General features: G+C 63.1%; 21 protein-coding genes, 1 tRNA gene and 1 pseudogene. 12 read left to right on the top strand and 11 right to left on the bottom strand.

Going from position 1 to position 24,425, the window contains the following annotated elements; all coding sequences use genetic code 11:
- Nucleotides 1-16: 16 nt before the first annotated feature.
- Nucleotides 17-1,420, top strand: coding sequence for an SPOR domain-containing protein (locus tag H7X45_RS05555; RefSeq protein WP_187336524.1), 1,404 nt, complete (start codon nucleotides 17-19; stop codon nucleotides 1,418-1,420).
- Between the two features lie 15 nt (nucleotides 1,421-1,435).
- Here the strand turns inward: H7X45_RS05555 and H7X45_RS05550 are convergent, their stop codons facing one another.
- From H7X45_RS05550 to H7X45_RS05525, 6 genes are all read right to left on the bottom strand, one after another.
- On the bottom strand, nucleotides 1,436-2,647 hold the full coding sequence (locus H7X45_RS05550; RefSeq protein ID WP_187336523.1) for a dihydroorotase: 1,212 nt from the start codon (nucleotides 2,645-2,647) through the stop codon (nucleotides 1,436-1,438).
- Nucleotides 2,644-3,630, bottom strand: coding sequence for an aspartate carbamoyltransferase catalytic subunit (locus H7X45_RS05545; protein WP_187336522.1), 987 nt, complete (start codon nucleotides 3,628-3,630; stop codon nucleotides 2,644-2,646). The genes H7X45_RS05550 and H7X45_RS05545 overlap by 4 nt, the downstream gene beginning before the upstream one ends.
- Before the next feature lie 123 nt (nucleotides 3,631-3,753).
- Nucleotides 3,754-4,059, bottom strand: coding sequence for a DUF1294 domain-containing protein (locus H7X45_RS05540; RefSeq protein WP_187336521.1), 306 nt, complete (start codon nucleotides 4,057-4,059; stop codon nucleotides 3,754-3,756).
- Nucleotides 4,060-4,131: 72 nt separating this feature from the next.
- Nucleotides 4,132-5,472 (bottom strand): HD-GYP domain-containing protein, encoded by a 1,341-nt coding sequence (locus H7X45_RS05535; RefSeq protein ID WP_187336520.1) that lies wholly within the window; start codon nucleotides 5,470-5,472, stop codon nucleotides 4,132-4,134.
- Nucleotides 5,473-5,560: 88 nt separating this feature from the next.
- Nucleotides 5,561-5,998 carry a Holliday junction resolvase RuvX gene (ruvX, locus tag H7X45_RS05530; protein ID WP_187336996.1) on the bottom strand — a complete coding sequence of 146 codons (438 nt, stop codon included), beginning with the start codon at nucleotides 5,996-5,998 and terminating at the stop codon, nucleotides 5,561-5,563.
- Nucleotides 5,999-6,039: 41 nt separating this feature from the next.
- Complete coding sequence (locus H7X45_RS05525; RefSeq protein ID WP_187336519.1) at nucleotides 6,040-7,146, bottom strand: DUF3089 domain-containing protein; 1,107 nt, start codon at nucleotides 7,144-7,146, stop codon at nucleotides 6,040-6,042.
- A gap of 183 nt (nucleotides 7,147-7,329) precedes the next feature.
- Between H7X45_RS05525 and gatC the strand changes: the two genes are divergently transcribed.
- The 3 genes from gatC to gatB are packed head-to-tail and all read left to right on the top strand — an operon-like array spanning nucleotide 7,330 to nucleotide 10,650.
- A complete protein-coding gene (gene gatC / locus H7X45_RS05520; RefSeq protein WP_187336518.1) occupies nucleotides 7,330-7,617 on the top strand; it encodes an Asp-tRNA(Asn)/Glu-tRNA(Gln) amidotransferase subunit GatC in 288 nt (95 codons plus the stop codon).
- Nucleotides 7,617-9,101 carry an Asp-tRNA(Asn)/Glu-tRNA(Gln) amidotransferase subunit GatA gene (gene gatA / locus H7X45_RS05515; RefSeq protein ID WP_187336517.1) on the top strand — a complete coding sequence of 495 codons (1,485 nt, stop codon included), beginning with the start codon at nucleotides 7,617-7,619 and terminating at the stop codon, nucleotides 9,099-9,101. The genes gatC and gatA overlap by 1 nt, the downstream gene beginning before the upstream one ends.
- Before the next feature lie 46 nt (nucleotides 9,102-9,147).
- A complete protein-coding gene (gatB, locus tag H7X45_RS05510; protein WP_187336516.1) occupies nucleotides 9,148-10,650 on the top strand; it encodes an Asp-tRNA(Asn)/Glu-tRNA(Gln) amidotransferase subunit GatB in 1,503 nt (500 codons plus the stop codon).
- Between the two features lie 63 nt (nucleotides 10,651-10,713).
- Here gatB and H7X45_RS05505 read toward each other — a convergent pair whose 3' ends face one another.
- Both H7X45_RS05505 and H7X45_RS05500 read right to left on the bottom strand, forming a co-directional pair.
- Complete coding sequence (locus H7X45_RS05505) at nucleotides 10,714-11,547, bottom strand: endonuclease/exonuclease/phosphatase family protein (RefSeq protein ID WP_187336515.1); 834 nt, start codon at nucleotides 11,545-11,547, stop codon at nucleotides 10,714-10,716.
- 88 nt (nucleotides 11,548-11,635) lie between these two features.
- Complete coding sequence (locus tag H7X45_RS05500) at nucleotides 11,636-11,896, bottom strand: hypothetical protein (protein ID WP_187336514.1); 261 nt, start codon at nucleotides 11,894-11,896, stop codon at nucleotides 11,636-11,638.
- Nucleotides 11,897-12,010: 114 nt separating this feature from the next.
- Here H7X45_RS05500 and H7X45_RS05495 point away from each other — a divergent pair.
- The 5 genes from H7X45_RS05495 to H7X45_RS05475 all read left to right on the top strand — a co-directional run bounded on the left by H7X45_RS05495 (nucleotide 12,011) and on the right by H7X45_RS05475 (nucleotide 18,919).
- Nucleotides 12,011-12,095, top strand: a tRNA-Leu gene (locus H7X45_RS05495).
- 113 nt (nucleotides 12,096-12,208) lie between these two features.
- Nucleotides 12,209-13,858 (top strand): trigger factor, encoded by a 1,650-nt coding sequence (tig, locus tag H7X45_RS05490; protein ID WP_187336513.1) that lies wholly within the window; start codon nucleotides 12,209-12,211, stop codon nucleotides 13,856-13,858.
- A 256-nt stretch (nucleotides 13,859-14,114) separates the two neighbouring features.
- A complete protein-coding gene (locus H7X45_RS05485) occupies nucleotides 14,115-14,744 on the top strand; it encodes an ATP-dependent Clp protease proteolytic subunit (RefSeq protein WP_187336512.1) in 630 nt (209 codons plus the stop codon).
- A gap of 178 nt (nucleotides 14,745-14,922) precedes the next feature.
- The gene (gene clpX / locus H7X45_RS05480; protein WP_187336511.1) at nucleotides 14,923-16,194 is read left to right on the top strand and encodes an ATP-dependent Clp protease ATP-binding subunit ClpX; all 1,272 of its coding nucleotides are present in this window, start codon (nucleotides 14,923-14,925) and stop codon (nucleotides 16,192-16,194) included.
- 253 nt (nucleotides 16,195-16,447) lie between these two features.
- Nucleotides 16,448-18,919 carry a TonB-dependent receptor gene (locus H7X45_RS05475; protein ID WP_187336510.1) on the top strand — a complete coding sequence of 824 codons (2,472 nt, stop codon included), beginning with the start codon at nucleotides 16,448-16,450 and terminating at the stop codon, nucleotides 18,917-18,919.
- A gap of 243 nt (nucleotides 18,920-19,162) precedes the next feature.
- Here H7X45_RS05475 and mtgA read toward each other — a convergent pair whose 3' ends face one another.
- A complete protein-coding gene (mtgA, locus tag H7X45_RS05470; protein ID WP_187336509.1) occupies nucleotides 19,163-19,831 on the bottom strand; it encodes a monofunctional biosynthetic peptidoglycan transglycosylase in 669 nt (222 codons plus the stop codon).
- Between the two features lie 120 nt (nucleotides 19,832-19,951).
- Here mtgA and H7X45_RS05465 point away from each other — a divergent pair, with 120 nt between their 5' ends.
- On the top strand, nucleotides 19,952-21,280 hold the full coding sequence (locus H7X45_RS05465; protein ID WP_187336508.1) for an amidohydrolase: 1,329 nt from the start codon (nucleotides 19,952-19,954) through the stop codon (nucleotides 21,278-21,280).
- A gap of 64 nt (nucleotides 21,281-21,344) precedes the next feature.
- On the opposite strand, the gene rpoH is transcribed toward H7X45_RS05465, so the two are convergent.
- Together rpoH and H7X45_RS05455 are read right to left on the bottom strand one after the other, a co-directional pair.
- Entirely contained in the window at nucleotides 21,345-22,259 is a 915-nt protein-coding gene (gene rpoH / locus H7X45_RS05460; RefSeq protein ID WP_187336507.1) for an RNA polymerase sigma factor RpoH, read from the bottom strand.
- A gap of 74 nt (nucleotides 22,260-22,333) precedes the next feature.
- A complete protein-coding gene (locus H7X45_RS05455) occupies nucleotides 22,334-23,272 on the bottom strand; it encodes an RluA family pseudouridine synthase (protein WP_187336506.1) in 939 nt (312 codons plus the stop codon).
- A gap of 18 nt (nucleotides 23,273-23,290) precedes the next feature.
- Between H7X45_RS05455 and H7X45_RS15175 the strand changes: the two are divergent.
- Nucleotides 23,291-23,557, top strand: a pseudogene (locus tag H7X45_RS15175) (M67 family metallopeptidase); the annotation flags it as partial.
- Nucleotides 23,558-23,755: 198 nt separating this feature from the next.
- Nucleotides 23,756-24,397 (top strand): histidine phosphotransferase family protein, encoded by a 642-nt coding sequence (locus H7X45_RS15170; protein ID WP_214645534.1) that lies wholly within the window; start codon nucleotides 23,756-23,758, stop codon nucleotides 24,395-24,397.
- The last annotated feature ends 28 nt before the right edge of the window (nucleotides 24,398-24,425 follow it).

The following is a 24,425-nucleotide window of genomic DNA, read 5'->3' as shown; positions in this document are numbered from 1 at the left end:
GAGACAGGATCGCATCATGAAAGCCTCTATTTTCGTTCGATTGGCCACATCGGGGGCGCTGTTTGCGCTAACGACGGTGGGCTGTTCGACGGTGACGCCCGGCCAGCTTTCGGCTGCATCGGATGCGCCTCGCCCCGCCAAGAACGCCGCGAAGGCGCAGGCGAGGGCTGAAAAAGCACTGTCCAAGGGTCATAATGATGACGCCATCGACTATGCCGAAGCAGCGGTGCTGACCGACCCCGACAATCCGCAGCTGCGCAGCCTGCTTGGCCAGGCCTATCTGGCCGCCGGGCGCTTCGACTCCGCGGGCGACAGCTTTCGCGAGGCGATGACCCTGGGGCAGAGCGACCCGCGCTCCGTGATCGGCCTGGCGCTCACGCAGACCGCGCGCGGCCAAGTGGGCGCAGCGCGTCAGACGCTCGATCAGAACCGGGCTGTGCTGCCGGATGCCGATTACGGCCTTGCTCTCGCGCTGGCCGGAGACAGCAAACGCGCCGTCGAGGTGCTGACCACCGCGATTCGGACCGATGCCTCCAGCGCCAAGACGCGCCAGAACCTTGCGCTCGCTTATGCGCTGGACGGGCGTTGGCGCGAAGCGCGGATCATGGCCGCGCAGGATATGAGCGCCGATCAGGTGGAAAAGCGTATCGCCAGCTGGGCGCAGATGGCCCGCCCTGGGGCCTACCAGACGCGTGTCGCCGGACTTCTCGGCGTTGCGCCGGTGGCCGATGCCGGCCGCCCGATCGGTCTCGCACTCGATTTCAGCAACCAGCCGCAGGCGGAGATGGTGGCGTCGGTCGCCATTCCGCGCGGCGATGAACCGCTCCCCGCAGTCGGCCCGGCGCCGGCGCAGGGCGGAAAGCAGATTTTCGCCGCGCAAGAGAGTGACGTGTCGGTCTCTCCTGCATCGTCGCGCGCCGCGCCCGAACCGCGCCAGCCGGTCGCCGATCGGCCGGTCAGGACAGCTGCCGCTGCGCCCGTGATCAAGGCACCTGCCGCGCCCGCCAAAGCAGCGCCCATTGCCAAGCCTTCGCCAGCCCCCGTCAAACTGGCCGCTGCCTCGAGTAAGCCCGGCATCGCCGCGCGTTCCAGTGCGCCGCAAACGGGTCTTCGCGGATCGCATCTCGTGCAGATCGGCGCATTCTCTTCGCCTGCCAATGCGGCCAAGGCTTGGGAGATCTACCAGCGGCGCTATCCGGCACTGAAGGGCTATTCCAGCGCCAGCGCAAAGATCGCCGCGGGCGGAAAGACGCTTTATCGCCTTGCCGCGATGGGCTTCGACGATGCGGCCAGCGCGCAGAAGTTCTGCACCTCGCTGAAGTCCGAAGGTGGCCGCTGCATCGTACGCAACATGCGCGGGGGCGGCGCGGTGCAATATGCCGCCGGAACCATGACCGGACGGGTGCTCGCATCGCGCTGAGGCGGTTCGCCCGCTTTATTTGATGAGCGTGCCGCCCTTGATCAGGCGGCGTACGCGCCCCTGAACCGGCAGACCGTCGAACGGCGTGTTGCCGGCCTGCGCCGCCATTTTGGACGAACTGACCTGCCAGGGCGCGTCCGGATCGAACAGGATCAGGTCCGCCTCCAGCCCCGCCTCGATGCGTCCGGCGGGCGCACCGAGAATGCGCGCGGGATTGGCGCTGAGCAGTTCGAACAGGCGCCCCATCGTGATCCGCCCGTCGCGCACCAGATTGAGCGACATGGCCAGCAACGTTTCGGCGCCCGCCATGCCCGGTGCGGCATCGGCGAAGGGAAGGCGCTTGTCCTCCTCACCGCGCGGATCATGGCCTGACGCGATCACGTCGATCGTCCCGTCCGCGACCGCGTCGAGACAGGCCTGGCGATCCTCTTCGCCGCGTAGGGGAGGGGCTAGGCGGGCAAAGGTGAGGAAGCCGGTCACCGCAATATCCGAGAGGAACAGATGCGCGGGCGTAATGCCGCAGGTGACGCGCAGCCCACGCGCCTTGGCATCGCGGATCAGATCGAGCCCGCGTGCCGTCGTAACCTGCCGGAAATGCACATGCGCGCCGCTTTCTTCCGCCAGCATCAGATCGCGCGCGATCGCCAGCGCTTCGGCGGCTGAGGGGGCTTGCGGCAGGCCGAGCCGTGTCGCAGTCTCGCCCGCGGTGGCAACGGCATTGCCGGCCAGCCCGCCATCTTCGCTATGCACGAAGACGGGAAGGTCGAGCGCGGCGGCATAGCTCATCACGCGCAGCATGACGCCGCTGTCGGCGATCCAGCGCCGCCCGGTGGCGACGCCGCGCGCGCCTGCCTCGCGCATCAGCGCATATTCGGCGAGTTCTGTGCCCGCCAAATTCTTGGTCGCGGCGGCAAGCGGGTGGACCCAGAAATCCGGCTTGCCGGAGCGGGTGGCAGAGCGCACCGCGCCCGGATCATCCAGCGGCGGCGTGCGATCCGGCATCAGCGCGGCGCGGGTGACGCCGCCGAAATGGAAGGCCGGCTTGTCGGTCGCGAACACACCCAGATCGACGATGCCGGGCGCTACGATCAGACCCTTCGCGTCCAGCGTTTCAGCCTCCGCCGAGACAGCATCCACGATCCGCCCCTCCGCAACATGGACCGCGACGTCCTTTGGTTCGCTTGCGCCGGGAAGCAGCGCCTTGCCGCCGGTGATCGAGAGGTTCATGCCCAGCCCTCCACCTTGCGCGCCCGGCGCGTCAGAACGTCGAGGCAGGCCATGCGCATGGCCACGCCCATTTCCACCTGCTCGGTAATCGCCGAACGATCGGGATCGTCGGCAATGGTCGAAACGATTTCCACGCCGCGGTTCATCGGGCCGGGGTGCATCACCAGCGCATCCGGCGCGGCCAGCTTGAGCCTTCGTTCGTCGAGGCCGTAGAGATAGGCATATTCGCGTGGGCTGGGGATGAACGGCCCCGCCATCCGCTCATTCTGCAAACGCAGCATCATCACCACGTCGGCGCCGTCCAGTGCGGCATCGAAATCGGTGAAGCCGGTGACGTTCAGCGCATCGAGCCCCGTCGGCAGCAGGGCAGGGGGCGCGGCCACGCGCACTTCCGCGCCGAGCGTGCCGAGGCAGATCATGTTCGATCGCGCGACGCGGCTGTGCAGCACATCGCCGCAGATGGTGACGCGCAGACCCGATATGTCACCCTTGCGACGCCGGATCGTCAGCGCGTCGAGCAGCGCTTGGGTGGGATGTTCATGGCTGCCATCTCCTGCGTTCAGCACCGGGCAGTCCACCTTGTCGCTGATCAGTTGCACCGCGCCGGAACTGGCATGGCGGATCACGATGGCGTCCGCGCGCATGGCATTCAGCGTCACCGCGGTGTCGATCAGCGTTTCACCCTTCTTCACGCTGGATTGGGCGGCGTGCATGTTGACTACGTCCGCGCCCAGGCGCTTTCCCGCAATCTCGAAGCTCAGCAGCGTGCGCGTGGAGTTTTCGAAAAATGCGTTGATCAGCGTCAGACCCGCCAGCCGATCGTCATGCTTGGATGCCTGACGGTTCATCGTCACCCACTGCTCTGCCTCGTCGAGCAGGAACAGGATTTCCCATGGTTGCAGGCCTGCGATCCCGAGGAGATTCGCGTGCGGAAAGGCGGCGCTGCCCGAAGGATAGCGGCTGGCTGTATCGGATGCTGTCATCAAGCGGCAGTTCCTAGCGATGAGGGCTGACAGCGGCAAGCATGTGGCGGCTAGGCAGCACTTCTCCGCGCCGCTGCGGGTCGGTAATATCACCGGAAAAACGCCCCGGATTGGCCGAATTCTCTAGACCGCAAAAGCCAGCAGCATACCGACGATGATCGCCTGGACGAGCGCCACCAGAAATAGCTCATTCTGGAAGCTCTTCTTGGCGGTCTTGTGCCGGAAATAGTGGCAGGCCGCGTAAGCCGCTGGTGTTCCGCCGATCATGGCGAGGAGCAGGAGGTTCGCCTCGGACGTTCGCCATGCCCCGCTGCGCGCACGTGCCTTGTCCATTCCGTATGTCATGAAAGTCAGCAGATTGACCGCGAAGAGGGCGCCCCAGAACCAGCCCGATTGCGCAATCAGCAGAATAGATTCAATCGCCCGCATCGTATCGCCGCTCGCCCAGCCGACAGAGCCGGAACTGAAAATTGCGATACCCGGCTGCCTGTCTGATAGCGGTCAGCTCAGGCTAACCGGTTGCCAGGTCGAGGCTGCCGGGCCGCTCGCAACCGGCTGTTCCGCCGGTTCAGCCGCTTCGACAACCGGTTCTGCGCCTCTCCAGTAACGCTTCAGAATAGCGCGATCGGCTGCGTCGCCGCGGTCCAGTAGATAGTCCGAAAGGCGATCCCAGTCATAAATGTCGTAATCGGAGGGTTGCGCTTCTTCGATCGGCCGATCGAGATTGCTCCCGGCAATCACGACATCGCGCGGAGTAACGATCTGATCGCGGCTCAGATCGTAGAACAGCCGAAGGCGGCAAAGCGTCTCCCGCGCACGCGGCGAGACGATCAAGCCCAGGAAATTGCTGTTGGTGCGGCACAACAGGCCGGTCGGAAAAATTCCGAGAGACTGGCAGAAAGTGAAAAGCAGCTTCGGATCGAAATGGCCGGTAAGCCCATGCATGATGGTCAGCGCCTCGACGGGGGACGCAGCAGCCTTGTAAGCCCGCTCGGACGTTAGCGCATCGTACACATCGCACAATGCGGCCATGCGCGACTCCAGCGAAATCTCGGTCCCTGCAAGCCGGTCCGGATAGCCGGTGCCGTCGAATTTCTCATGATGGTGGCGGCATACCTCGATCGCCACGTCGGGAATGCCTTCGCCCTGGCTGATGATGTCCGCGCCGCGCTCGGCATGCTTGATGACCTGGCGGAATTCGTCCTCGCTCAATCGACCCGGCTTGTTCAGGATCTCCTGCGAAATGGTCAGCTTGCCAATGTCGTGCAGCAGCCCGGCCATACCGATTTCGCGAACGCGCTGCTCGCTTTCACCGATGTGGCGGGCAAGACCGATCATCAGGGCGCAGACGGCAATCGAATGGACGTAGGTATATTCGTCCTTGTTCTTGAGCCGCAGGAGGCCGGTCAGCGCCTTCTGGTTTGAATCCATCGACTCCGTGATTTCATCGACCACGGAGTCGACATCGGTCGCGTGGACGATTTGGCCCAGGCGTGAGCGATCGAAAACGGCGCGCATTACCGTTTTGGAACGGTTGAGAACTAGCTCGGCCCGTTCGCGTGGGCTGCCCGATGACGGCATAGGCGTCGGCATGCGGGCGATCGTCGGGGCCTGTGGATCGCGGGACGATGCGGCCGGCAGTTTGCGGCGGGTTTCGGGGGCGCGGCCTTTGGAGCAGTCGATATAGACTTCCCGGATATCCGCTGCTCGTAGCGTTTCGATCTCGGCTTCTTCCGTTACGAGGAAACGGCGACGCCAGAAGGGATGGGCGAACCAGGACCCTTCGATGGAATGCAGGTACATTCCCACACTCAGGTCATCGATGGCGATCTTCATCTTCATAGCTGATCTGCTATGAATTCAGATCGTAAACTTTTGGTATTCGGATATCGCCGGCCATCTGATCAAAAAGGGTCTGACCGCAGGCCGATCAGCCCAGCATCAACGCGTCGATCGCCCCTTGCAGGATATAGGCCGCAGCGGCCGAATCGATCCGTTCTGCGCGTTTTCCGCGGCTCACATCCTGTTCAATCATTGAGCGTTCCACCGCCTGCGTGCTCCAGCGCTCGTCCCAGAGTAGAATCGGCAGGCCGAGATCGGCGATATTGCGTGCGAAGGCGCGGGTCGACTGGGCGCGCGGACCTTCGCTGCCGTCAAGATTGCGCGGCAGGCCGAGGACAATCCCGCGCACGTTTCGGGAGGCAATGGCGGTGCGTAGCTCTTCGCGGTCCGCCAGGAATTTGCGCCGCTTGATGGTGGTGGCGGGCGTCGCGAAGCTCCAGCCGGCATCGCAGAAGGCGGTGCCGATGGTCTTCGTGCCAAGGTCCAGCCCGATCAGCGCGCCGCCGCTTGGCAGCAGCGCACGCATGCCCGCCGCCGTCTCGACGATTGCGCCGCGTTCACCCTCGCTCACTGCGACTCATAGGCATCGAGGCGCCTTCCCACGTCGGCGCGCACATTGGCCCAGAACAGCGGGTAATCATACACATGGTAGTTGTTCCCCGGCAGCACATAGGGGCCGAGTTGTGGCGGATCGCCGATTAGGAGGAAACCCTTCGGATCGCAGCGTGCAGGCACCGAGGCGGGCACCAGCTCACCCGCGGTCAGATCGTCATTGGGCACGAGCGTGCCGAGATTGGCCTCGATCGGCGCATCGCCATCGGCAGTGCCGGTGAGGGGGTTGGTGCACAGGATCGGCGTACCGTTGCGGCTCGCTCCGTCGAAACCGGTGGTGCCGTTATAAGCTTTTTCGATGAAGCTGAAGTCGGCGGGTTCGGCATAGCTCAGCCAGCTGAGGATGCAGCCCGGCTGGTCCGGGGCCTCGCACTGAGGCAGGCCGAGCGAGGGAAGATCGGTCGTCTCGCTGATCGGCCAGCCGACGACATAAGCCGCGACGACTCGCTTCGCGAGCGGGGTGCCGGCAATGCGATCGCGCAGCAGATGTTCCAGATGAAGCGCGCCCTGGCTGTGCCCGGCAAGCACGATCGGCTGATCCGGCCCGATACCCTCCAGAAAGGCGTCGAACGCCTGATCGACATCCTGATAGGCGGCGTCGAGCGCCATCTGCCCTTCCGGCTTGTCGGTCAGGAACGCGCCGAAGGCGGCCTGGCGGTAGCGCGGTGCCCAGATTTCCCCGGCGGCATTGAAGGCGGATGCCATGCCCTGCAGGAACAGCCCCGCCCGGCGCTGCGATTCCTCATCGTCCAGCGGGGCGTTCCAATGGTCCTTGGCGAGGTAGCTGGTGGGGTGAATGAAGAAGATCGCCGCATCGCCCTTGCCCTGAGGCTGGATGCCGGGGGGCAGCCAATTCACCACCGATTTGCGGCGGCCGGGGCGGGCGAACCACATAGCCGGATCGTCATAGACATTTTGTGCGAGCTTCTCCTGCTTCACGAATGCCACATCGGGCACGCTCGCATATCGCAGGAAACGGTCCCCGAACTGGGACCAGGCCAGGCCAGCACCGAGAACGAGCACGATGCAGATCGCGATGAAATACAGGAACTTGCGAGCCAAGGTTGAGGACTTCCGCGGGAGATTCTGTTTGCCGGACACATAAAGGCCGCGGCGCGAATGTCATCCCGGTAGCGCGCGCGCATGAATATGCGTTGAAGAGTGGCGCATTTCGGCCACGCTCAGATCGCCATCCTTCGCCCTAATATCTTGATGCCCCCCCACGGGGGTGTTAGCGCGCGCAGCATGTCAGTCGATACGCAGACCGTCCTGAAGATCGCCCGCCTCGCGCGGATCGCTATCAGCGAGGACGAAGCCCGGGCGCTGGAGCCCGAACTCAACAACATCCTTGGTTTCGTCGAACAGCTCGGCGAAGTCGATACCAGCGGCGTCGAGCCGATGACGGCGGTGATCCCCAATCATCTGCGCCTGCGCGAGGATGCGGTGACCGATGGGCAGAAACGCGCCGAGGTGCTGGCCAATGCGCCGGTGAGCGAAGAGGGCTTTTTCGGCGTGCCGAAGGTGATCGAATAATGAGCGAACTGACAGAACTGGGCGTTGCCGCCATTCGCGACGGCGTGAAAGACGGCAGCTTCACCGCCGTCGAGGTGGCCGAAGCCTTCAACGCGCGCGTGGAGAAGGCATCCGCGCTCAACGCGTTTCTTGTCACAACGCCGGAGCGCGCGATCAACGCCGCCGAAGCGGTGGACAAGGCGCGGGCTGACGGCGGAGAACTGGGCAGCATGGCCGGCGTGCCGATCGGCATGAAGGACCTGTTTTGCACGGACGGAGTGGAAACCACCGCGGCCAGCGGCATTTTGAAGGGCTTCCACCCGCCTTACGAATCCACCGTATCCGCCAATCTGTGGAAGGCGGGCGCGGGCATGCTGGGCAAGCTCAACATGGACCAGTTCGCCATGGGCTCGTCCAATGAGACCAGCGCGTTCGGCAATGTGATCTCCCCCTGGCGCCGCAATGACGGCGGCAATACCGATCTGTCGCCCGGTGGCAGCTCGGGCGGCAGTTCCGCCGCCGTCGCCGCGCGGCTCTGTCCCGCAGCAACCGGCACCGATACCGGCGGCTCGATCCGCCAGCCCGCCGCCTTTACGGGCATCACCGGCATCAAGCCGACTTATGGTCGCTGCTCACGCTGGGGCGTCGTCGCCTTCGCCTCCAGCCTGGACCAGGCCGGGCCGATGGCGCGCGACGTGACCGATTGCGCGATCATGCTCGGCGCGATGGCGGGTTTCGACCCCAAGGATTCGACGTCGCTGAACGAGCCGGTGCCCGATTGGGCCGGTGCCCTTTCCGGCGATCTCAAAGGCTTGAAGGTCGGTATTCCCAAGGAATATCGCGTCGAGGGCATGGACGGCGAAATCGACGGGCTGTGGCGCGAAGGCGCGAAGCGGCTTGAGGATGCGGGGGCCGAGGTCGTCGAGATTTCGCTGCCGCACACCAAATATGCGCTGCCGGCTTATTATATCGTCGCGCCTGCGGAAGCCTCCTCGAACCTCGCGCGCTATGACGGCGTGCGTTACGGCCTGCGCGATCTGCCGGAAGGCGCGGACCTTCAGGAAATGTACGCCGCCACGCGTGCCGCGGGCTTCGGCGCCGAGGTGAAGCGCCGCATCATGATCGGCACCTATGTGCTGAGCGCGGGTTTCTACGACGCTTATTACACGCAGGCTTCCAAGGTCCGCACGCTGATCAGCCGCGATTTCCAGCAGGCCTGGGGCGAATGCGACGTGATCCTCGCCCCCACCGCGCCGACCGCGGCCTTCGGGCTGGGCGACCTAACCGGCGATCCGCTCACCATGTATCTGAACGACGTGTTCGCCGTGCCCGCATCGATGGCCGGGCTTCCAGCCAGTAGCGTGCCCGCCGGCCTCAACAGCCAAGGCCTGCCGCTGGGGCTGCAGCTGATCGGCAAGCCGCTCGACGAGCAGACCGTGTTGAACGCCAGCCTGGCACTGGAACAGCGCAGCGGCTTCAACGCGCGTCCGGAGGACTGGTGGTGAGTCTCTTCTCTAAGTCTATCGGCGATCTCACGTTCGGAATTTCAACATGAGCGAATCCACTTACCGCATTCAGGGCGCCACCGGAGACTGGGAGGTCGTGATCGGCCTGGAAGTCCACGCGCAGGTGACCAGCGCGTCTAAGCTTTTTTCGGGCGCGGCGACCGATTTCGGGTCCGAGCCGAACAGCCAGGTTTCGCTTGTCGATGCCGCGATGCCCGGCATGTTGCCGGTGCCGAACAAGGAGTGCGTCCGTCAGGCGGTGCGCACCGGGATGGCGATGGGCGCGCAGATCAACAAATTCTCGCGCTTCGACCGCAAGAATTATTTTTATGCCGATCTGCCGCAGGGCTATCAGATTTCGCAGCTCTACCACCCGATCGTGGGCGAGGGCGCGGTCGAGGTCGTGCTGGACGAGAAGGACCCGGACAGCGCCTCCAAGACCATCGGGGTCGAGCGCATTCACATCGAACAGGATGCGGGCAAGCTGATGCACGATCAGCATCCCACCATGAGCTATGTCGATCTGAACCGCTGCGGCGTGGCGCTGATGGAGATCGTCTCCAAGCCCGATATGCGGTCTCCGCAGGAAGCAGGCGCTTATGTGCGCAAGCTCAGAAGTCTTCTGCGCTATGTCGGCTCGTGCGACGGCAATATGGAGCAGGGCTCCATGCGCGCGGACGTCAACGTCTCCGTGCGCCGTCCCGGTGAGGAATTCGGCACGCGGACCGAGACCAAGAACGTGAACTCGATCCGCTTCATCCAGCAGGTGGTCGAGGTCGAGGCGCGCCGGCAGGTCGATCTGATCGAGGATGGCGGCACGGTGGTGCAGGAGACCCGCCTGTTCGACGCCGCGCGCGGCGAGACGCGGTCCATGCGTTCCAAGGAAGACGCGCATGATTATCGCTACTTCCCCGATCCGGACCTGCTGCCGCTGGAGCTGGACGATGAATTTTTGAAGGAATGCGAAGCCTCGCTGCCCGAACTGCCAGACGCCAAGCGCAAGCGGTACGAGAGCGAGCTTGGCCTGAGCGCGTACAACGCCGCCGTGCTCACCGCAGAGGTGGAAACCTATAAGAGCTTCGAACAGCTGCTCTCGGTGGTCGCCGACAAGCTCGGCAAGAGTGAGAAGGACGTCGCCACCCAGACCGCCAACTGGGCACTCTCCATTGCGCCGGGCGTGCGCAACGGCATGGAGGAGGAGTTCGACGCCGCCAATGATACGGCGGAAGCGAATGCCGCAATCATCCGAATGCAGGCTGCGGGCGAAATCTCCGGCGGGCAGGCGAAGGAGATTTACGAAATAGTCCTGAAGACCGGCCGCGAGCCGGGCGAAATCGCCGAAGCCGAAGGGCTGAAGCAGACCAGCGATACCGGCGCGATCGAGGCCGAGATCGACAAGGTGCTCGCCGCCAATCAGGACAAGGTCGAGGAATATCGCGGCGGCAAGGACAAGCTGTTCGGCTTCTTCGTGGGACAGACTATGAAAGCCATGAAGGGGCAGGCGAATCCGCAGGTCGTCAACGATCTCCTGAAGCAGAAGCTAGGCTGACGTAGCGGTGCGCGGCGTCGTTCGCGCGCCGCGCTCACTTCTGTTGGACGGCCAACGCGCCGATTATGGCTTGGTGAAACGCAGCTTCGTCATCAGCGGATAGTGATCCGACGGGCAATGTCCGTCGCGCGCAGCGTCGATGCTGCGGGTGGAGATTGCATCGAAACCGCGTGACAAGATCCAATCGATGCGCCGATCGGGCTCGCCGCCCTTGAAGCCGTGATAGCCCGGCGTGGGCCCGCTGCGGCGCTTTGCCGTCGTCCAGCTGTCCGAAAGCGTCTGAGTGAGCGTGCGATGCGCCTCGCTATCGTCGCCGGTGTTGAAATCGCCGGTCAGAATAGCGGGAATGCCGTCGTCCGCAGAAATCCGCTCGGCAATCAGCCGGGCCGCCTTGGTGCGCGCCGCTTCATCTTCGCTGCGATAGGGGAAGTGAGTGTCGTAGAGCCGAAAACGCCTGCCACTGCGGGTTTCGAACAGGCCCCAGTTCACCATGCGCGGGAAGGGGTGGCCCCAGCTGATGCCGCCGACCACTTCAGGCGTATCGGACAGCCAGAAACTACCCTGTTCGATCAGCCTCAGACGGCCGGTCCGGTAGAAAACGCCCATATGCTCGTCGCCATGCCCACCCCGCCGGTCGATCCCGAACCAGGCATAATGCGGCAGCTTCGCGGTGATGTAATCGCCCTGTGACTGGAACAGCTCCTGCGTTCCGATCAGGTCCGGTGCGGCTTTACGGATCGTATCTACCAGCAGATCGCGGCGATTCTCCCATCGGTCCGCGCCGTCATCGGGGCTGGGATAGCGGACATTAAAAGTCATCACCGTGAGCGTTTCCGCCGCGGCGGACGCCAACGGAGCTACGACCATGGCGAATAGCAGCAATAGGCGAGCGATCATGGAAATCTCCGGGGGCGGGACAGGCTCCGGTTCCTAACAGGCCGTCCCGCCGAATTACAGGCTCGCCACCCCGCCTCCGATCGAGCAATCAGGCCATTGGCTGGCCCGGCGCGGGTGTGCTCGGCGGCGTCTGCGGAGAGGGTATGTCGATGTCCGGCGGCGGAGGGGCGATTTCGGGCGGCGGCTGATCCGGCTGTCCCGGATCGGGCTCGCCCGGCGTTTCCGGCGGCGTGGGTGGCGGGGCAGGGGGCTGTCCGGGCGCCGGTTTGCCGGGCGTTTCGGGTTTGGGAGGCGCGGGCGCCGGGTCCGGTTGCGGCTCGCTGGGCGGGATGGGCGGTTCGACGGGCATGGTTTATGATCTCCTTCTGGCAGTGAAACCGGTGAAAGACCGGACGGCTCCCTCCCTGATGGCTTGCCCCGGCGCTTTTATGTCGCTAGACGCGCGGGCTTCGGCCCGGGCCGCGCGGGCGTGGCGGAATTGGTAGACGCGCTTGGTTTAGGTCCAAGTATCGTACGATGTGGGGGTTCGAGTCCCTTCGCCCGCACCAGAGCCGACACGCAGTGCGCCTTACGGGCCGCTGTAAGAAGACGAATTCACGGACGCGAACCGGCACCCTGTCGGCGGCGCCAGACCCTTGAGACGAAAGAGCATTAGTCCATCATGCAGAGCACCGAAACGCTGAACGAAGGCCTGAAGCGCGCCTACACCATCACCATTCCGGCCAGCGAGATCGAGGCCCGCGTCGACAGCGAGGTGAAGAAGATCGCCCCGCAGGTCCGCATGCCCGGCTTCCGCCCCGGCAAGGTGCCCGCCAACCTGGTGCGCAAGATGCATAATGACGCGCTGATGCAGGACGCGCTGAACGCTTCCATCCAGGACGGCATTCAGAAAACGATCAGCGAAAACAATCTGCGCCCGGCGATCCAGCCCGACGTTTCGCTGCAGGACGGCTATGAGGCCGGCAAGGACGCCAAGCTGGACATGAGCCTTGAAGTGCTGCCCGACGTCGAGGCGCCTTCGATCGAAGGCATTTCGCTCGAGCGTCTGACCGTCGAGCCGACCGATGCAGAGGTGGACGAGGCGTTGTCGCGTCTGGCCGAGAACCAGAAGAATTTCGAACCCGCCGCCAAGAGCTACAAGGCGAAAGACGGCGACATGGTGCTCATCGATTTTGAGGGCAAGGTCGACGGCGTGCCGTTCGAAGGCGGCAAAGGCGAAGGCATGGCCGTTCAGATCGGTTCGGGTCAGCTCATCCCCGGCTTCGAGGATCAGCTCATCGGCGTGAAGGCCAATGACGAGAAGGTGCTGAACGTCACCTTCCCGGAAGATTACGGCAATAAAGATCTCGCCGGCAAGGACGCCACCTTCGACATCGTTGTCGGTGAAGTGCGCAAGCCCGCCGAAGTCGTGGTCAATGACGACTTCGCCAAGTCGCTCGGTCTCGAGAGCGAAGAGCAGCTGCGCGGCCTGATCAAGGGCCAGCTCGAGCAGGAGCTCAACGGCCTTACCCGCACCCACATGAAGCGCCAGCTGCTCGATCAGCTCGCCGGCAGCCATGATTTCGACGTGCCGCCGACCATGGTGGAAGCCGAATTCGACCAGATCTGGCAGCAGCTTCAGGCCGAAGCCGCCAAGGAAGAAGACAGCGAAGCAGCGCTGAAGGAAATGGAAGACGAGAAGGACGAGTATCGCGACATCGCGGTGCGCCGCGTGCGCCTCGGCCTGCTCCTTTCGGCGATCGGCCAGGAAAATGGCGTCGACGTTTCGCAGAACGAGATGAACATGCTGATCCAGCAGGCCGCGCAGCGCTATCCTCAGGAACAGCGCCAGCAGTTCATGCAGTATATGCAGCAGGACCCGATGGCCGCCGCTCAGCTGCGTGCCCCGCTGTACGAAGATAAGGTCGTCGACTTCCTCTTCGACAAGGCCGACGTGACCGAGCGCAGTGTGACGCGTGAGGACATTGAGGCCGCGATCGAGGCCGAGCCGGAAGCAGGCGAGGGCAAGAAGGCCCCCGCCAAGAAGAAGGCGCCGGCAAAGAAGGCTCCTGCGAAGGACGCGGACAAGGACGAAAAGCCCGCAGCGAAGAAAGCGCCTGCCAAGAAGGCCGCTGCCAAGAAGGATGAGGCCGAGGCGAAGCCCGCGGCAAAGAAGGCCCCTGCGAAAAAGGCCGCGGCTGAGAAGGGCGAGGACGCCAAGCCGGCGGCCAAGAAAGCCGCTGCGAAGAAGGCCGACGATGGCGAAAAGCCCGCAGCCAAAAAGCCGGCAGCGAAAAAGCCCGCCGCCAAGAAGGCTCCGGCCAAGAAGTAAGGGGCCGGGAAGCACGGAAAGGGGCACCCCGGTGCCGCTTGCCGAACGTAAGGTTCAGCGCCACTCCGGAGCATATCCGGGGTGGCGTTTTCTTTTGCTCGCGCGACTCGGCGGGTCGTAAGGTCGAAGGAAGTCGCCGCGCGCGTGAGGCACTCTGCCGATCGGCCTTTGGCATGGTTACCGCCCTTGACGCATAGCCACCGGCATCCGATCTAGGATGCAACCTGATAACACCTCCAGCAGCCACGGATATTTTATGCACGATCCCATTACTGATGCCCTGATCCCCGTCGTCATCGAGCAGTCCAATCGGGGCGAGCGCAGCTGGGATATATTCTCCCGTCTGCTGCGCGAACGCATCATCTTCGTGACCGGCCAGGTCGAGGACAATATGGCCTCGGTCATCACCGCGCAGCTCCTGTTCCTGGAATCGGACAATCCGAAGAAGGACATCTGGATGTACATCAACTCGCCCGGCGGCGTGGTGACGGCCGGCATGGCGATCCACGATACCATGCAGTATATCCGCCCCAAAGTGGGTACGGTCTGCATCGGCCAGGCTGCGTCGATGGGCAGCTTCCTGCTCTCCGCCGGTGAGCCGGGCATGCGCGTCGCGCTCTCTAACGCCCGCGTCATGGTGCACCAGCCTTCGGGCGGCGCGCAGGGCATGGCGTCCGATATCGAAATCCAGGCCAAGGAAATTCTGCGCATCCGCCGGCGGATGAACGATCTTTATGCCAAATATACCGGCAAGCCGCTGGAAGAGATTGAAAAGGCGATGGATCGCGACACCTTCCTCGAAGCGGACGAGGCCAAGGCCTTCGGCATCGTTGACGAGGTGTTCGAGAAGCGCCCGTCCACACCGGATAGCGAGACCGGTAACTGATATGAAACGCCGGGCGGACGATGAACGACAAGCACGTGCATGCGTCCCCTTTGTGCGGAATATCTTAATGGAGCCGCGTTAAGGCTCCGCTGATTGCCCTTGCGCGTGCCTCGACCGGCGATAGGATATGTCGCTTAAGGTCAACGGCACGCCCCCGGGCGGAAAGAGTAGTTAGAACATGACCAAATTGAGCGGCTCCGATTCGAAGAACACGCTGTACTGCAGCTTCTGCGGCAAATCGCAGCACGAGGTGCGCAAGCTGATCGCCGGACCGACCGTCTTCATCTGCGATGAATGCGTGGAGCTGTGTAACGACATCATCCGGGAGGAGACCAAGGGTGGTCTCGTCGGCAAGAAGGAGGGCGAAGTTCCCTCCCCGCAGGAAATCTGTGGCGTGCTTGACGATTATGTCATCGGTCAGGCGCGCGCCAAGCGCGTGCTCTCCGTTGCGGTGCACAACCACTATAAGCGCCTGAACCACGCCGCGAAGAACCCGGATGTGGAGCTGGCCAAGTCGAACATCCTGCTCGTCGGTCCTACCGGCTGCGGTAAGACGCTGCTCGCCCAGACGCTGGCGAAGACGTTCGACGTGCCCTTTACCATGGCCGATGCCACGACGCTGACCGAGGCGGGCTATGTCGGTGAGGATGTGGAAAATATCATCCTCAAACTGCTGCAGGCCAGCGACTATAATGTCGAAAAGGCGCAGCGCGGCATCGTCTATATCGACGAGATCGACAAGATCACGCGCAAGACCGAAAATCCCTCGATCACGCGCGATGTTTCGGGCGAAGGCGTGCAGCAGGCCCTGCTGAAGCTGATGGAAGGCACCACCGCCTCCGTCCCGCCGCAGGGTGGGCGCAAACATCCGCAGCAGGAATTCCTTCAGGTGGACACGACGAACATCCTGTTCATCTGCGGCGGCGCGTTTGCCGGTCTGGAAAAGATCATCGGCAACCGCATGGAAGGCAAGTCGATCGGGTTCGGTGCCAATGTGCCTGATCCGGATGAACGCCGGACGGGCGAGGTGCTGGCCAAGCTGGAGCCGGAAGATCTGCTGAAATTCGGCCTGATCCCGGAATTCGTCGGCCGTCTGCCGGTCACCGCGACGCTCGAAGACTTGGATGTGCCCGCGCTCGTCCAGATTCTTTCCGAGCCAAAGAACGCGCTGGTCAAGCAGTATAAGAAGCTGTTCGACATGGAAGAGGTGGAGATCACCTTCACCGACGATGCGCTCCAGGCGATCGCGAAGAAGGCGATCGAACGCAAAACCGGTGCGCGCGGCCTTCGCTCGATCCTGGAGGGTATTCTCCTCGACACCATGTTCGATTTGCCCTCGATGGAGGGTGTTACCGAGATCGTGGTCGACAAGGACGTGGCAGAAGGCCGCAAGGAACCTGTCCGCGTGTTCGGCGACTCGGCGAAGGTCAAAAAGGAAGATGCTGCTTAGAAGAGCTGTGTCTTTCAAGTGACAGTTCGCGCAAATTAAACCGCGGACGATCGGGTAGAACCCTTACAAAAGGGCTTGGTTCCCTAGGGGAATCAAGCTCTTTCCTTTTTTGCATCTGGTGCGTCGCAAAACGTCATCTGCGCTTTTCACAAAGCTGACAAATTCTGCCCCCAAAGGCCGCGCCAACGCGCAGGATCGAGGCCAGGTCACGGTCTCGACCGGCGAGGTTATCTACCGAACGAAGGGGTACCCCATGAACTGCAAAACCTATCTTGCCGCCGGAGTGGCAAGCTTCTCCGTCGCGATCGCGCTGGCCGCGCCCGCGAACGCCCAGTCCGCCGGCTCGACGGACTTCAGCGCTGAAGACATTGTTGTCACCGGCTCGCGCGCCGATGACGGCGTTGCCGGCGTCGTCCTTCCCGAAACGCCCAAAGCGAAGATCGAACTTACCGAAGAGCTGATCCAGCGTCAGCGCCCCGGCCAGGCGATCAACGACGTCATCAATCTGGTCCCTGGCGTCAGCTTCACCAACAACGACCCGTTCGGTTCGCTGGGTGGTAACTTCACGATCCGCGGCTTCAACTCGGACCGTATCTCCCAGACGCTCGATGGTATTCCGTTGAACGATTCGGGTAACTACGCGCTGTACACCAACCAGCAGCCCGATCTCGAAACGCTCTCTTCGGTGAACGTCAATCTGGGTTCGACCGACATCGACAGCCCGACCGCTTCGGCAGTCGGCGGCACCATCAACCTGCGCACGCGCGTGCCCAGCGACACGATGGGTGCGATGGCCAGCGCAACCTACGGTAACATTATCGCCCGCGGTAATTCCGAAGACCGCTACTACACCCGCGTGTTCGGCATGTTCGATACCGGTGACATCACCGGCAGCGGCACGAAGCTGTGGCTGTCCGCTTCCAAGGCCGACAACAAGTCGACCTTCTCCAACTATGGCGGTGTCGACAAGCAGCAGTATAACGGCCGTCTCTATCAGGAACTTGGCGGCGATCAGTATGCATCGATCGCGTTCAACTACAACCAGAACCGTAACAACTTCAACGGTTCGCCTTATCGCAACAGTGTTGAGCTGACGCCGGCCAACCGCTTCTACGAGATCAACTACCCCTGCGCGCCGTCGACGGTTCAGAAGGCTACCCCGGGTGTCGCCGATGGCCGCGGGTCGTGCGGCAGTGAATTCGAGCGTCGCTACAACCCGTCGAACACCGGCAACGTCCGCTTCAGCACCCTGCTTCGCCCGACCGATCGCCTGACGTTCAGCGTGGATGCGGCGTTCCAGTATGTCAAAGCGAATGGCGGCGGCACCAGCTCGGGCATCGAAGGTTTCAGCCCGCGCGGCCTGACCGGCGGCATCAACGGCAATTACTACTTTGGCGGTGTCGATCTGAACGGTGACGGCGACGTGCTCGACACCGTCCGCATTCTTTCGCCTAGCCAGACGCGTACTTATCGTTATGTGGCGATCAGCAACCTTGCTTATGAATTCAGCGACACGCAGCGCGTTCGTTTGAGCTACACCTTTGACTATGCGAACCATCGTCAGACCGGCAAGTCCGGCCTGCTGTACCGCAATGGTGAGCCCTATGACGTTTTCCCGATCAACGATCCGCTGTTCGATTCGCTTGGGTTTGCGCCGCAGAAGCGTAACCGTCAGTCCTATGCTACGCTGAACCAGATCTCGGGCGAATATGTCGGCAAGTTCCTGCAGGATCGTCTGACCGTTCAGCTTGGCGGACGCCTGCCGTTCTTCAAGCGCGAGCTGAACCAGTTCTGCTTCACCACCAATGCAGGCGGCAGCGTCGATTGCGTGGACGGGGCGGCCAACCAAGCAGCTTATGCAGCGGCAAACCCCTATGTGGTGAATCCGACGACCGGCCGTGTTACCGGCGCGTTGGCACCGACCTCGCGGGACTATGACTATGACAAGTTCCTGCCGCAGGCCGGCTTCATCTATGAGCTGACCTCGGCCGCAACGCTGGCCTTCAACTATGCCAAGAACATCTCCGTTCCTGGCACGGATGATCTCTACGGTTCGATCTACTTCCCGGTTGGTGCGCCCGGTTATCGCCCGGTAGCCGAAACCTCGGATTCGTTCGACGTTGCGCTGCGCTACACCACGCCAATCATTCAGGCTGGCGTGTTCCCCTGGTACACCACCTACCAGAACCGTCTGTCCACGGCCTATGACGTGGCAGCGGACAGCACGGTGACCACCAACCTCGGCAAGGTCGAGAAGTGGGGTGTGGACGCAAGCATCGCAGTTCGTCCAATCAAACCGCTGTCGCTCTACGTGTTCGGTTCCTATATCGACTCGAGCATCGGTGCGAATGTGCAGACCGGCCCCAACACCTTCATCAACACCGAGGGTAAGGTCGAGCGTCTGAACCCGTCCTATCTGGCCGGTGGCCGCGCTCAGCTGGACCTCGGTCCGGTTGAACTCGGTGCGCAGATCAAGCGGACCGGTCGTCGCTATCTTGACGATACGAACACGGTTGAACTGCCCGGTTTCACGGTTGTCGATCTCGACTTCCGTTACAGCCTGGCCGATGCGGGCCTGCCCGGCACCTTCTTCCAGGCGAACCTCAACAACCTGTTTGATGAGGTTTACATCGGCTCGGTCACAGGTGGTCTGAACACCACCTCGACCTTCGCGAACATCGGTTCGCCGCGCTCCGTCAGTGTGTCGATGATCGTCGGCTTCTGATCGCTTCGATCAGCACGAAAACAAGAAGGGCGCGGGAGGTAACTCCTGCGCCCTTTTCTTTGCGGCATCGGTCGGAGCGATGACGCAAAGTATTTTCTGAAGCGGGGCAGGGGGCAAGGTATGGTTGATCCGGGGTAGGCTTCACCGGCTCAAACTTGCTTGAAGCTGCAGCGCTGCAGCGGAGTTGAAGGTTCGACAGCGCGGGCGCACTGGCCCTATTGGGTTCCGCTGGCCGACCCGGTCTTATTCGTAAATGCAGCTGTCCAACCCATCCCGCTTCACCACGCCGATGCGCTTGGCAATGCTGTTGCCGTAACGGCGCACGAAGCCGCTGGGGCTGAGGACGGCGCGGCGTTTGGGTAAGGGGAGGGCCGCGGCCATGCGGGCTGCTTCGCTGGGCGTCAGCTCACTGGCGGGCTTGTCGAAATAGCGCTCCGCGCCGGCCTCGGCGCCATAAGTGCCGATGCCGGTTTCCGCGACATTGAGGTAAACCTCCATGATCCGCCGCTTGCCCCAGATCTGCTCGATCAAAAAGGTGAACCAGGCCTCCAGCCCTTTGCGGAAATAGCCGCCGCCCTGCCACAGGAATACGTTCTTCGCGGTCTGCTGGCTGATCGTCGAGCCGCCGCGGATGCGCCCGCCCTGGGCGTTGCGGCGCATGGCCTGTTCGATCGCTTCGGTATCGAAGCCGTCATGGCTGCAGAACTTGCCGTCCTCCGCGCCGATCGCCGCGCGGACCAGATTGGGCGAGATGTTCGATAGTGGCTCCCAATCCTTCGTAATGCCGTTCGGGTCCATCAGCATCGTGGCCGTTACCGGCACCGGCACGAACTTGTATAGGACGACCAGCAGCAGGCTGATGGCGATGAACAGCCCGGCGATCCAGGCGATGAGCTTGATGAAGATGGCCATAGCGTTTGGGGATAGCGGCTACGCCCGATGCGCTCAATTGCGCTGGCGGAAGGGCTTGCCTTTGCAGGCGCGGCTGCGATGCTGGCTCTTGAGGTCAGGGTAACAGGAGGAATTTGGGCCATGCGAAACACCATCAAGGCTTTGGCGCTGGCGGGCGCCGCGATGATCACCATGCCGGCAGCGGCGCAGGATGCTGCCGTATCGAAGGCGGTTGCGGCGGATTATGACGCGCATCTGGAAGAGTTGTTCGTGCACTTTCATGAAAATCCGGAGCTGTCTTTCTTGGAGACGGACACGGCCAAGCGCATGGCCGCGGAATTGCGCGCGGCGGGCGCGGAGGTTACCGAGGGCGTGGGCCGTACGGGCGTGGTCGGCATCATGAAGAATGGCGAAGGTCCGCTCATCCTGCTTCGCGCGGACATGGACGGACTGCCGGTCGAGGAAAAGACCGGGCTGCCTTACGCGTCCGACGCGACGCAGACCGGACGGGACGGCAAGGAATATCCGGTGATGCACGCTTGCGGGCATGATGTGCACATTACGTCGATGGTCGGCACCGCCCGGCGGCTCGCGGCGATGAAGGACCAATGGAAGGGCACGGCGATGTTCGTCGTTCAGCCTGCCGAAGAGGTCGTCGGCGGGGCGGAAGCGATGATGGAAGACGGGCTGTACGAAAAGTTCGGCAAGCCGGATTACGCGCTGGCCTTCCACGTCACCTCGCTGCTGCCGACGGGCGTGCTCTCCGCATCCGAAGGCATCCAATATTCCAGTTCCGATTCGGTCGACATCATGGTGCCGGGCATCGGCGCGCATGGCGCCGCTCCGCATATGGGGCGCGATCCGGTGTATATCGCTTCCCAGATCGTCACCGCGCTGCAGTCGATCGTCAGCCGGGAGATCATGCCGCTCTCGCCCGGCGTCATAACGGTCGGCTCCTTCCACGCGGGTTCCAAGCACAACATCATCTCGGACCGGGCGGACCTGCAGCTGACGGTGCGCTCGAACGACGAGGAAACGCGGGCGCAGCTGCTCGATGCGATCGAGCGGGTGGCGGTGAATGTGGGCCGCGCGCACGGACTGCCGGAAGACAAGCTGCCGGTGGTGACGCGAATCGAGGGCACGCCGGTGACGCATAACGATCCGGAACTGGCGAAACGCCTGAATGCGGTGATGGTGGAGAATTTCGGCACCGAAGGCTTCATGCCGTTCCAGCAGACCACCATGGGCGCGGAGGATTTTGCTTATTTCGTGGGCCGCGATACCGGCGTGCCGGGATATTATTTCGCGGTGGGAGGCACGCCGCCTGAGGTGTTCGAAGCGGCGAAGAATGGCGGTGCGCCGGTGCCGTCGCACCATTCCCCGCTGTTCCAGATCGCACCGCGCCCATCGGTGACGCTGGGCACCGAGGCAATGGTGGTGGCAGTGCTGGAACTGGCACCTGCCGGATAGAATAAAAAAGAACCGCCGCAGGCCCAGTGGGGCCGCGGCGGTTCGTTTAGCCAATCAAAGTTTATCAGGCGGCGGCGGGGAGCAGGCGCTTCTCGCCAGCGATCCGCAGCATTGCCTTCTGCACCTTTTCAAATGCGCGAACCTCGATCTGGCGAACGCGTTCGCGGCTGACATTGTAAACCTGGCTCAGCTGCTCGAGCGTCTGCGGGTTTTCCGTCAGGCGACGCTCGGTCAGGATGTGCTTTTCGCGGTCGTTCAGGCCTTCCATCGCTTCGAGCAGCATGTCGTGGCGTACATCGGCTTCCTGTGCGTCGGCGACGACCTTGTCCTGCAGCGGCGTCTCGTCGGTCAGCCAATCCTGCCACTGGCCCGAGCCTTCCTCGTCCCCGCGCATCGGCGTGTTGAGCGAGGCATCGCCGCCCATCGCCATGCGGCGGTTCATCGAGTGAACCTCGTCCTCGGTCACGCCGAGATCGGTCGCGATCTTGTTGACATCCTCAGGGCGCAGATCGCCGTCCTCGAACGCCTGCAACTGGTTCTTCATGCGGCGCAGGTTGAAGAAGAGCTTTTTCTGAGCGGCTGTGGTGCCGATCTTCACGAGGCTCCAGGACCGCAGGATATATTCCTGGATCGAGGCGCGGATCCACCACATCGCATAGGTGGCGAGGCGGAAACCGCGCTCGGCATCGAATTTCTTCACGCCCTGCATCAGGCCGATATTGCCTTCGCTGATCAGCTCGCTGACCGGCAGGCCGTAGCCGCGGTACCCCATCGCGATTTTGGCGACGAGCCGCAGATGCGAGGTGACGAGCTGCGCGGCCGCATCACTGTCCTGATGTTCGGCATAGCGCTTGGCGAGCATATATTCCTGCTCGGGCTTCAGAATCGGAAATTTGCGTATCTCGCTGAGATAGCGATTCAGGCTGTTTTCCCCCCCAAGGGCAGGAACGACCGCCTTTTTGTTCGTTGTAGTGGCCATGGTAACGTATCCTTCGGTGTCTTTCCGGCGGCCTCATCAAGCACCGCGGAACAGACGGTTTCACTTCGATACTCTTATACGCGAAGAGCCCTGAACAGTTCCTGCATATCTGCGGGAATCGGGCTTTCGAACCGCAGTTTTTCCGCGGTTATGGGATGCGTAAAGCCCAGCACTGCGGCGTGCAAGGCCTGCCGGGAAAAGGCTTTCCTGACGGCCGCCACGCTTTTCTTTTGCCGCCGCCCGTAAAGCGGATCACCGATTAGCGGGTGCCCGATATGCGCCATATGCACGCGCACCTGATGGGTGCGGCCCGTCTCCAACGTGCAATCGACCAACGCCGCCTGGTCCAGCACCTCGCGCACGGCATAATGGGTGACGGCGTGCTTGCCCTGACCGGGCGACACCACCGCCATTTTCTTGCGATCGCCGCTCGCCCGGCCCACCGCGCCTTCGATCCGCCCGGAAAGCGGCATGGGAACGCCGTCCATGATCGCAAGATAGTGCCGGTCAATATCATGGGCCTTGAACAGGGCCGCGAGGCCGCGATGCGCCAGGTCCGATTTTGCCGCGACCATCAGGCCGGATGTGTCCTTGTCGATCCGGTGGACGACGCCGGGGCGGCGCTCTCCGCCAATGCCCGAGAGGGAGCTGGCGCAGTGGTGCAGCAGCGCGTTCACCAGGGTGCCGCCGGGGTGGCCGGGGGCGGGGTGGACCACCAGCCCTGCGGGTTTGTCGATTACGATCAGATGATCGTCCTCGAACACCACATCCAGCGGGATGGCCTCCGGCTTCAGATCGACGTCGACGGGCGGTGGCAGCTGCAGCGTAAAGACGCGTCCTTCATGTTTGCGGCTCGATCCGCTCGTCACTTCTACGCCGTCGATGGTGAGGCGTCCCTCGGCGATCAGTGCCTTCACCCGCTCTCGTGAGAGATCGGGCGTAGCCTCGGCGATCGCGGCATCCAGCCGACCTGCGGGGACTATCCCTTCAATGCTGTTTTTTCCCGCGGACATGGTGCAGGGGGGTGCGCGATGACGGTGCGATTGGCAAGCGATGCGGCTTACGCGATCCTGGCTCATGTGCGCGCGGCGCATCCGGATGAATGCTGCGGACTGCTGCTGGGTACGGATAGTTGGATAGAGGAAGCGCGGCCCGCTGCCAATTTCGCGCCCGATCCGGCGCGCCATTTCGAGATCGACCCCTCCGTCTTGATCGCGGCTGAGCGGGCTGCGCGTGAGGGCGGCCCCGCGGTGCTGGGATATTATCATTCGCACCCCGACGGTCTCCCCGAACCTTCTGCCACGGACAAGGAATTGGCACCGCCGGACGGCAGGCTGTGGCTGATCGTCGCACAGGGGCAGATGGCCTTGTTCCGGGCGCCGGGGAGCGAAGGCGATGAATTTCGGGAGCAGGAGCTTTCCATCGGTAAGCGCGGCCTTGCTTCGCGCACGGGGAGTGGCCATGTGCGGGACCAGTTAGTTTCCGGGAACTTCTCCATGTCAGACACCGATGTCGACCTCGCCGCATTGCTTTGTTCACGCCTCTGTCACGATTTGTTGAGCCCGGTGGGCGCAATGAACAACGGCCTGGAGTTGCTGGCTGATGAGACGGACCCGGCGATGCGTGAACGGTGCATTGATTTGCTCGGCGAGAGCGCGGCTGCGGCGGCGAATAAGCTGAAATTCTTCCGCTTGGCCTTTGGTGCGGCGGGCGGTTTTGGCCCCACCGTTGATCCGTCCGATGCCAAGGCGGTCGCGACCGGGCTGGTGGAGGACGCGCGCACCAAGCTGGTTTGGGATGTGCCCGCATCGCCCTTGCCGAAGGCGGCCGTCAAAATTCTGCTGAACCTGATCCTGATCGCGCGTGAAGCGCTGGTGCGCGGCGGAACGCTGGCGGTGGGCGCGGAAAGCCGTGACGGCGAGACCGAAATGGTGGTCCGTGCGGAAGGGCCCAAGCTGGTGCTGGATGAGCAGGTGAAGAAGGCGTTGGCCGGGGAGCTCGATCCCGCGCAGATCGATTCGCGGACGGCGGCGGCGCACATGGTGCGCAGCCTTTCCACGCGCGGCGGCGGCATGGTGCAGCTGGCCGGCGGGCGCGACGAACCGTTGCTGATGGGCGCGCTCATCAAATCTGCCTGAATTTGTCGTCCCGCTTAGGGTCGGCAAA

The sequence above is a fragment of the Novosphingopyxis iocasae genome, from assembly GCF_014334095.1.
Lineage (GTDB): Bacteria > Pseudomonadota > Alphaproteobacteria > Sphingomonadales > Sphingomonadaceae > Novosphingopyxis > Novosphingopyxis iocasae.
Note: the sequence above shows the minus strand (reverse complement) of the source record. Positions and strands in the feature narration are given on the sequence as shown.

What these genes read in the sequence shown, in the direction of transcription:
- gatA (WP_187336517.1), top strand. Translation starts at nt 7,617, where the DNA reads ATGAGCGAACTGACAGAACTGGGCGTTGCCGCCATTCGCGACGGCGTG.
- H7X45_RS05485 (WP_187336512.1), top strand. Translation starts at nt 14,115, where the DNA reads ATGCACGATCCCATTACTGATGCCCTGATCCCCGTCGTCATCGAGCAG.
- gatB (WP_187336516.1), top strand. Translation starts at nt 9,148, where the DNA reads ATGAGCGAATCCACTTACCGCATTCAGGGCGCCACCGGAGACTGGGAG.
- ruvX (WP_187336996.1), bottom strand. Translation starts at nt 5,998, where the DNA reads ATGCGTGCGCTGCTGCCAAGCGGCGGCGCGCTGATCGGGCTGGACCTT.
- gatC (WP_187336518.1), top strand. Translation starts at nt 7,330, where the DNA reads ATGTCAGTCGATACGCAGACCGTCCTGAAGATCGCCCGCCTCGCGCGG.
- tig (WP_187336513.1), top strand. Translation starts at nt 12,209, where the DNA reads ATGCAGAGCACCGAAACGCTGAACGAAGGCCTGAAGCGCGCCTACACC.
- H7X45_RS05505 (WP_187336515.1), bottom strand. Translation starts at nt 11,547, where the DNA reads ATGATCGCTCGCCTATTGCTGCTATTCGCCATGGTCGTAGCTCCGTTG.
- mtgA (WP_187336509.1), bottom strand. Translation starts at nt 19,831, where the DNA reads ATGGCCATCTTCATCAAGCTCATCGCCTGGATCGCCGGGCTGTTCATC.
- rpoH (WP_187336507.1), bottom strand. Translation starts at nt 22,259, where the DNA reads ATGGCCACTACAACGAACAAAAAGGCGGTCGTTCCTGCCCTTGGGGGG.
- H7X45_RS05465 (WP_187336508.1), top strand. Translation starts at nt 19,952, where the DNA reads ATGCGAAACACCATCAAGGCTTTGGCGCTGGCGGGCGCCGCGATGATC.
- H7X45_RS05550 (WP_187336523.1), bottom strand. Translation starts at nt 2,647, where the DNA reads ATGAACCTCTCGATCACCGGCGGCAAGGCGCTGCTTCCCGGCGCAAGC.
- H7X45_RS05545 (WP_187336522.1), bottom strand. Translation starts at nt 3,630, where the DNA reads ATGACAGCATCCGATACAGCCAGCCGCTATCCTTCGGGCAGCGCCGCC.
- H7X45_RS05555 (WP_187336524.1), top strand. Translation starts at nt 17, where the DNA reads ATGAAAGCCTCTATTTTCGTTCGATTGGCCACATCGGGGGCGCTGTTT.
- H7X45_RS05475 (WP_187336510.1), top strand. Translation starts at nt 16,448, where the DNA reads ATGAACTGCAAAACCTATCTTGCCGCCGGAGTGGCAAGCTTCTCCGTC.
- H7X45_RS05500 (WP_187336514.1), bottom strand. Translation starts at nt 11,896, where the DNA reads ATGCCCGTCGAACCGCCCATCCCGCCCAGCGAGCCGCAACCGGACCCG.
- clpX (WP_187336511.1), top strand. Translation starts at nt 14,923, where the DNA reads ATGACCAAATTGAGCGGCTCCGATTCGAAGAACACGCTGTACTGCAGC.
- H7X45_RS05540 (WP_187336521.1), bottom strand. Translation starts at nt 4,059, where the DNA reads ATGCGGGCGATTGAATCTATTCTGCTGATTGCGCAATCGGGCTGGTTC.
- H7X45_RS05535 (WP_187336520.1), bottom strand. Translation starts at nt 5,472, where the DNA reads ATGAAGATGAAGATCGCCATCGATGACCTGAGTGTGGGAATGTACCTG.
- H7X45_RS15170 (WP_214645534.1), top strand. Translation starts at nt 23,756, where the DNA reads ATGTCAGACACCGATGTCGACCTCGCCGCATTGCTTTGTTCACGCCTC.
- H7X45_RS05455 (WP_187336506.1), bottom strand. Translation starts at nt 23,272, where the DNA reads ATGTCCGCGGGAAAAAACAGCATTGAAGGGATAGTCCCCGCAGGTCGG.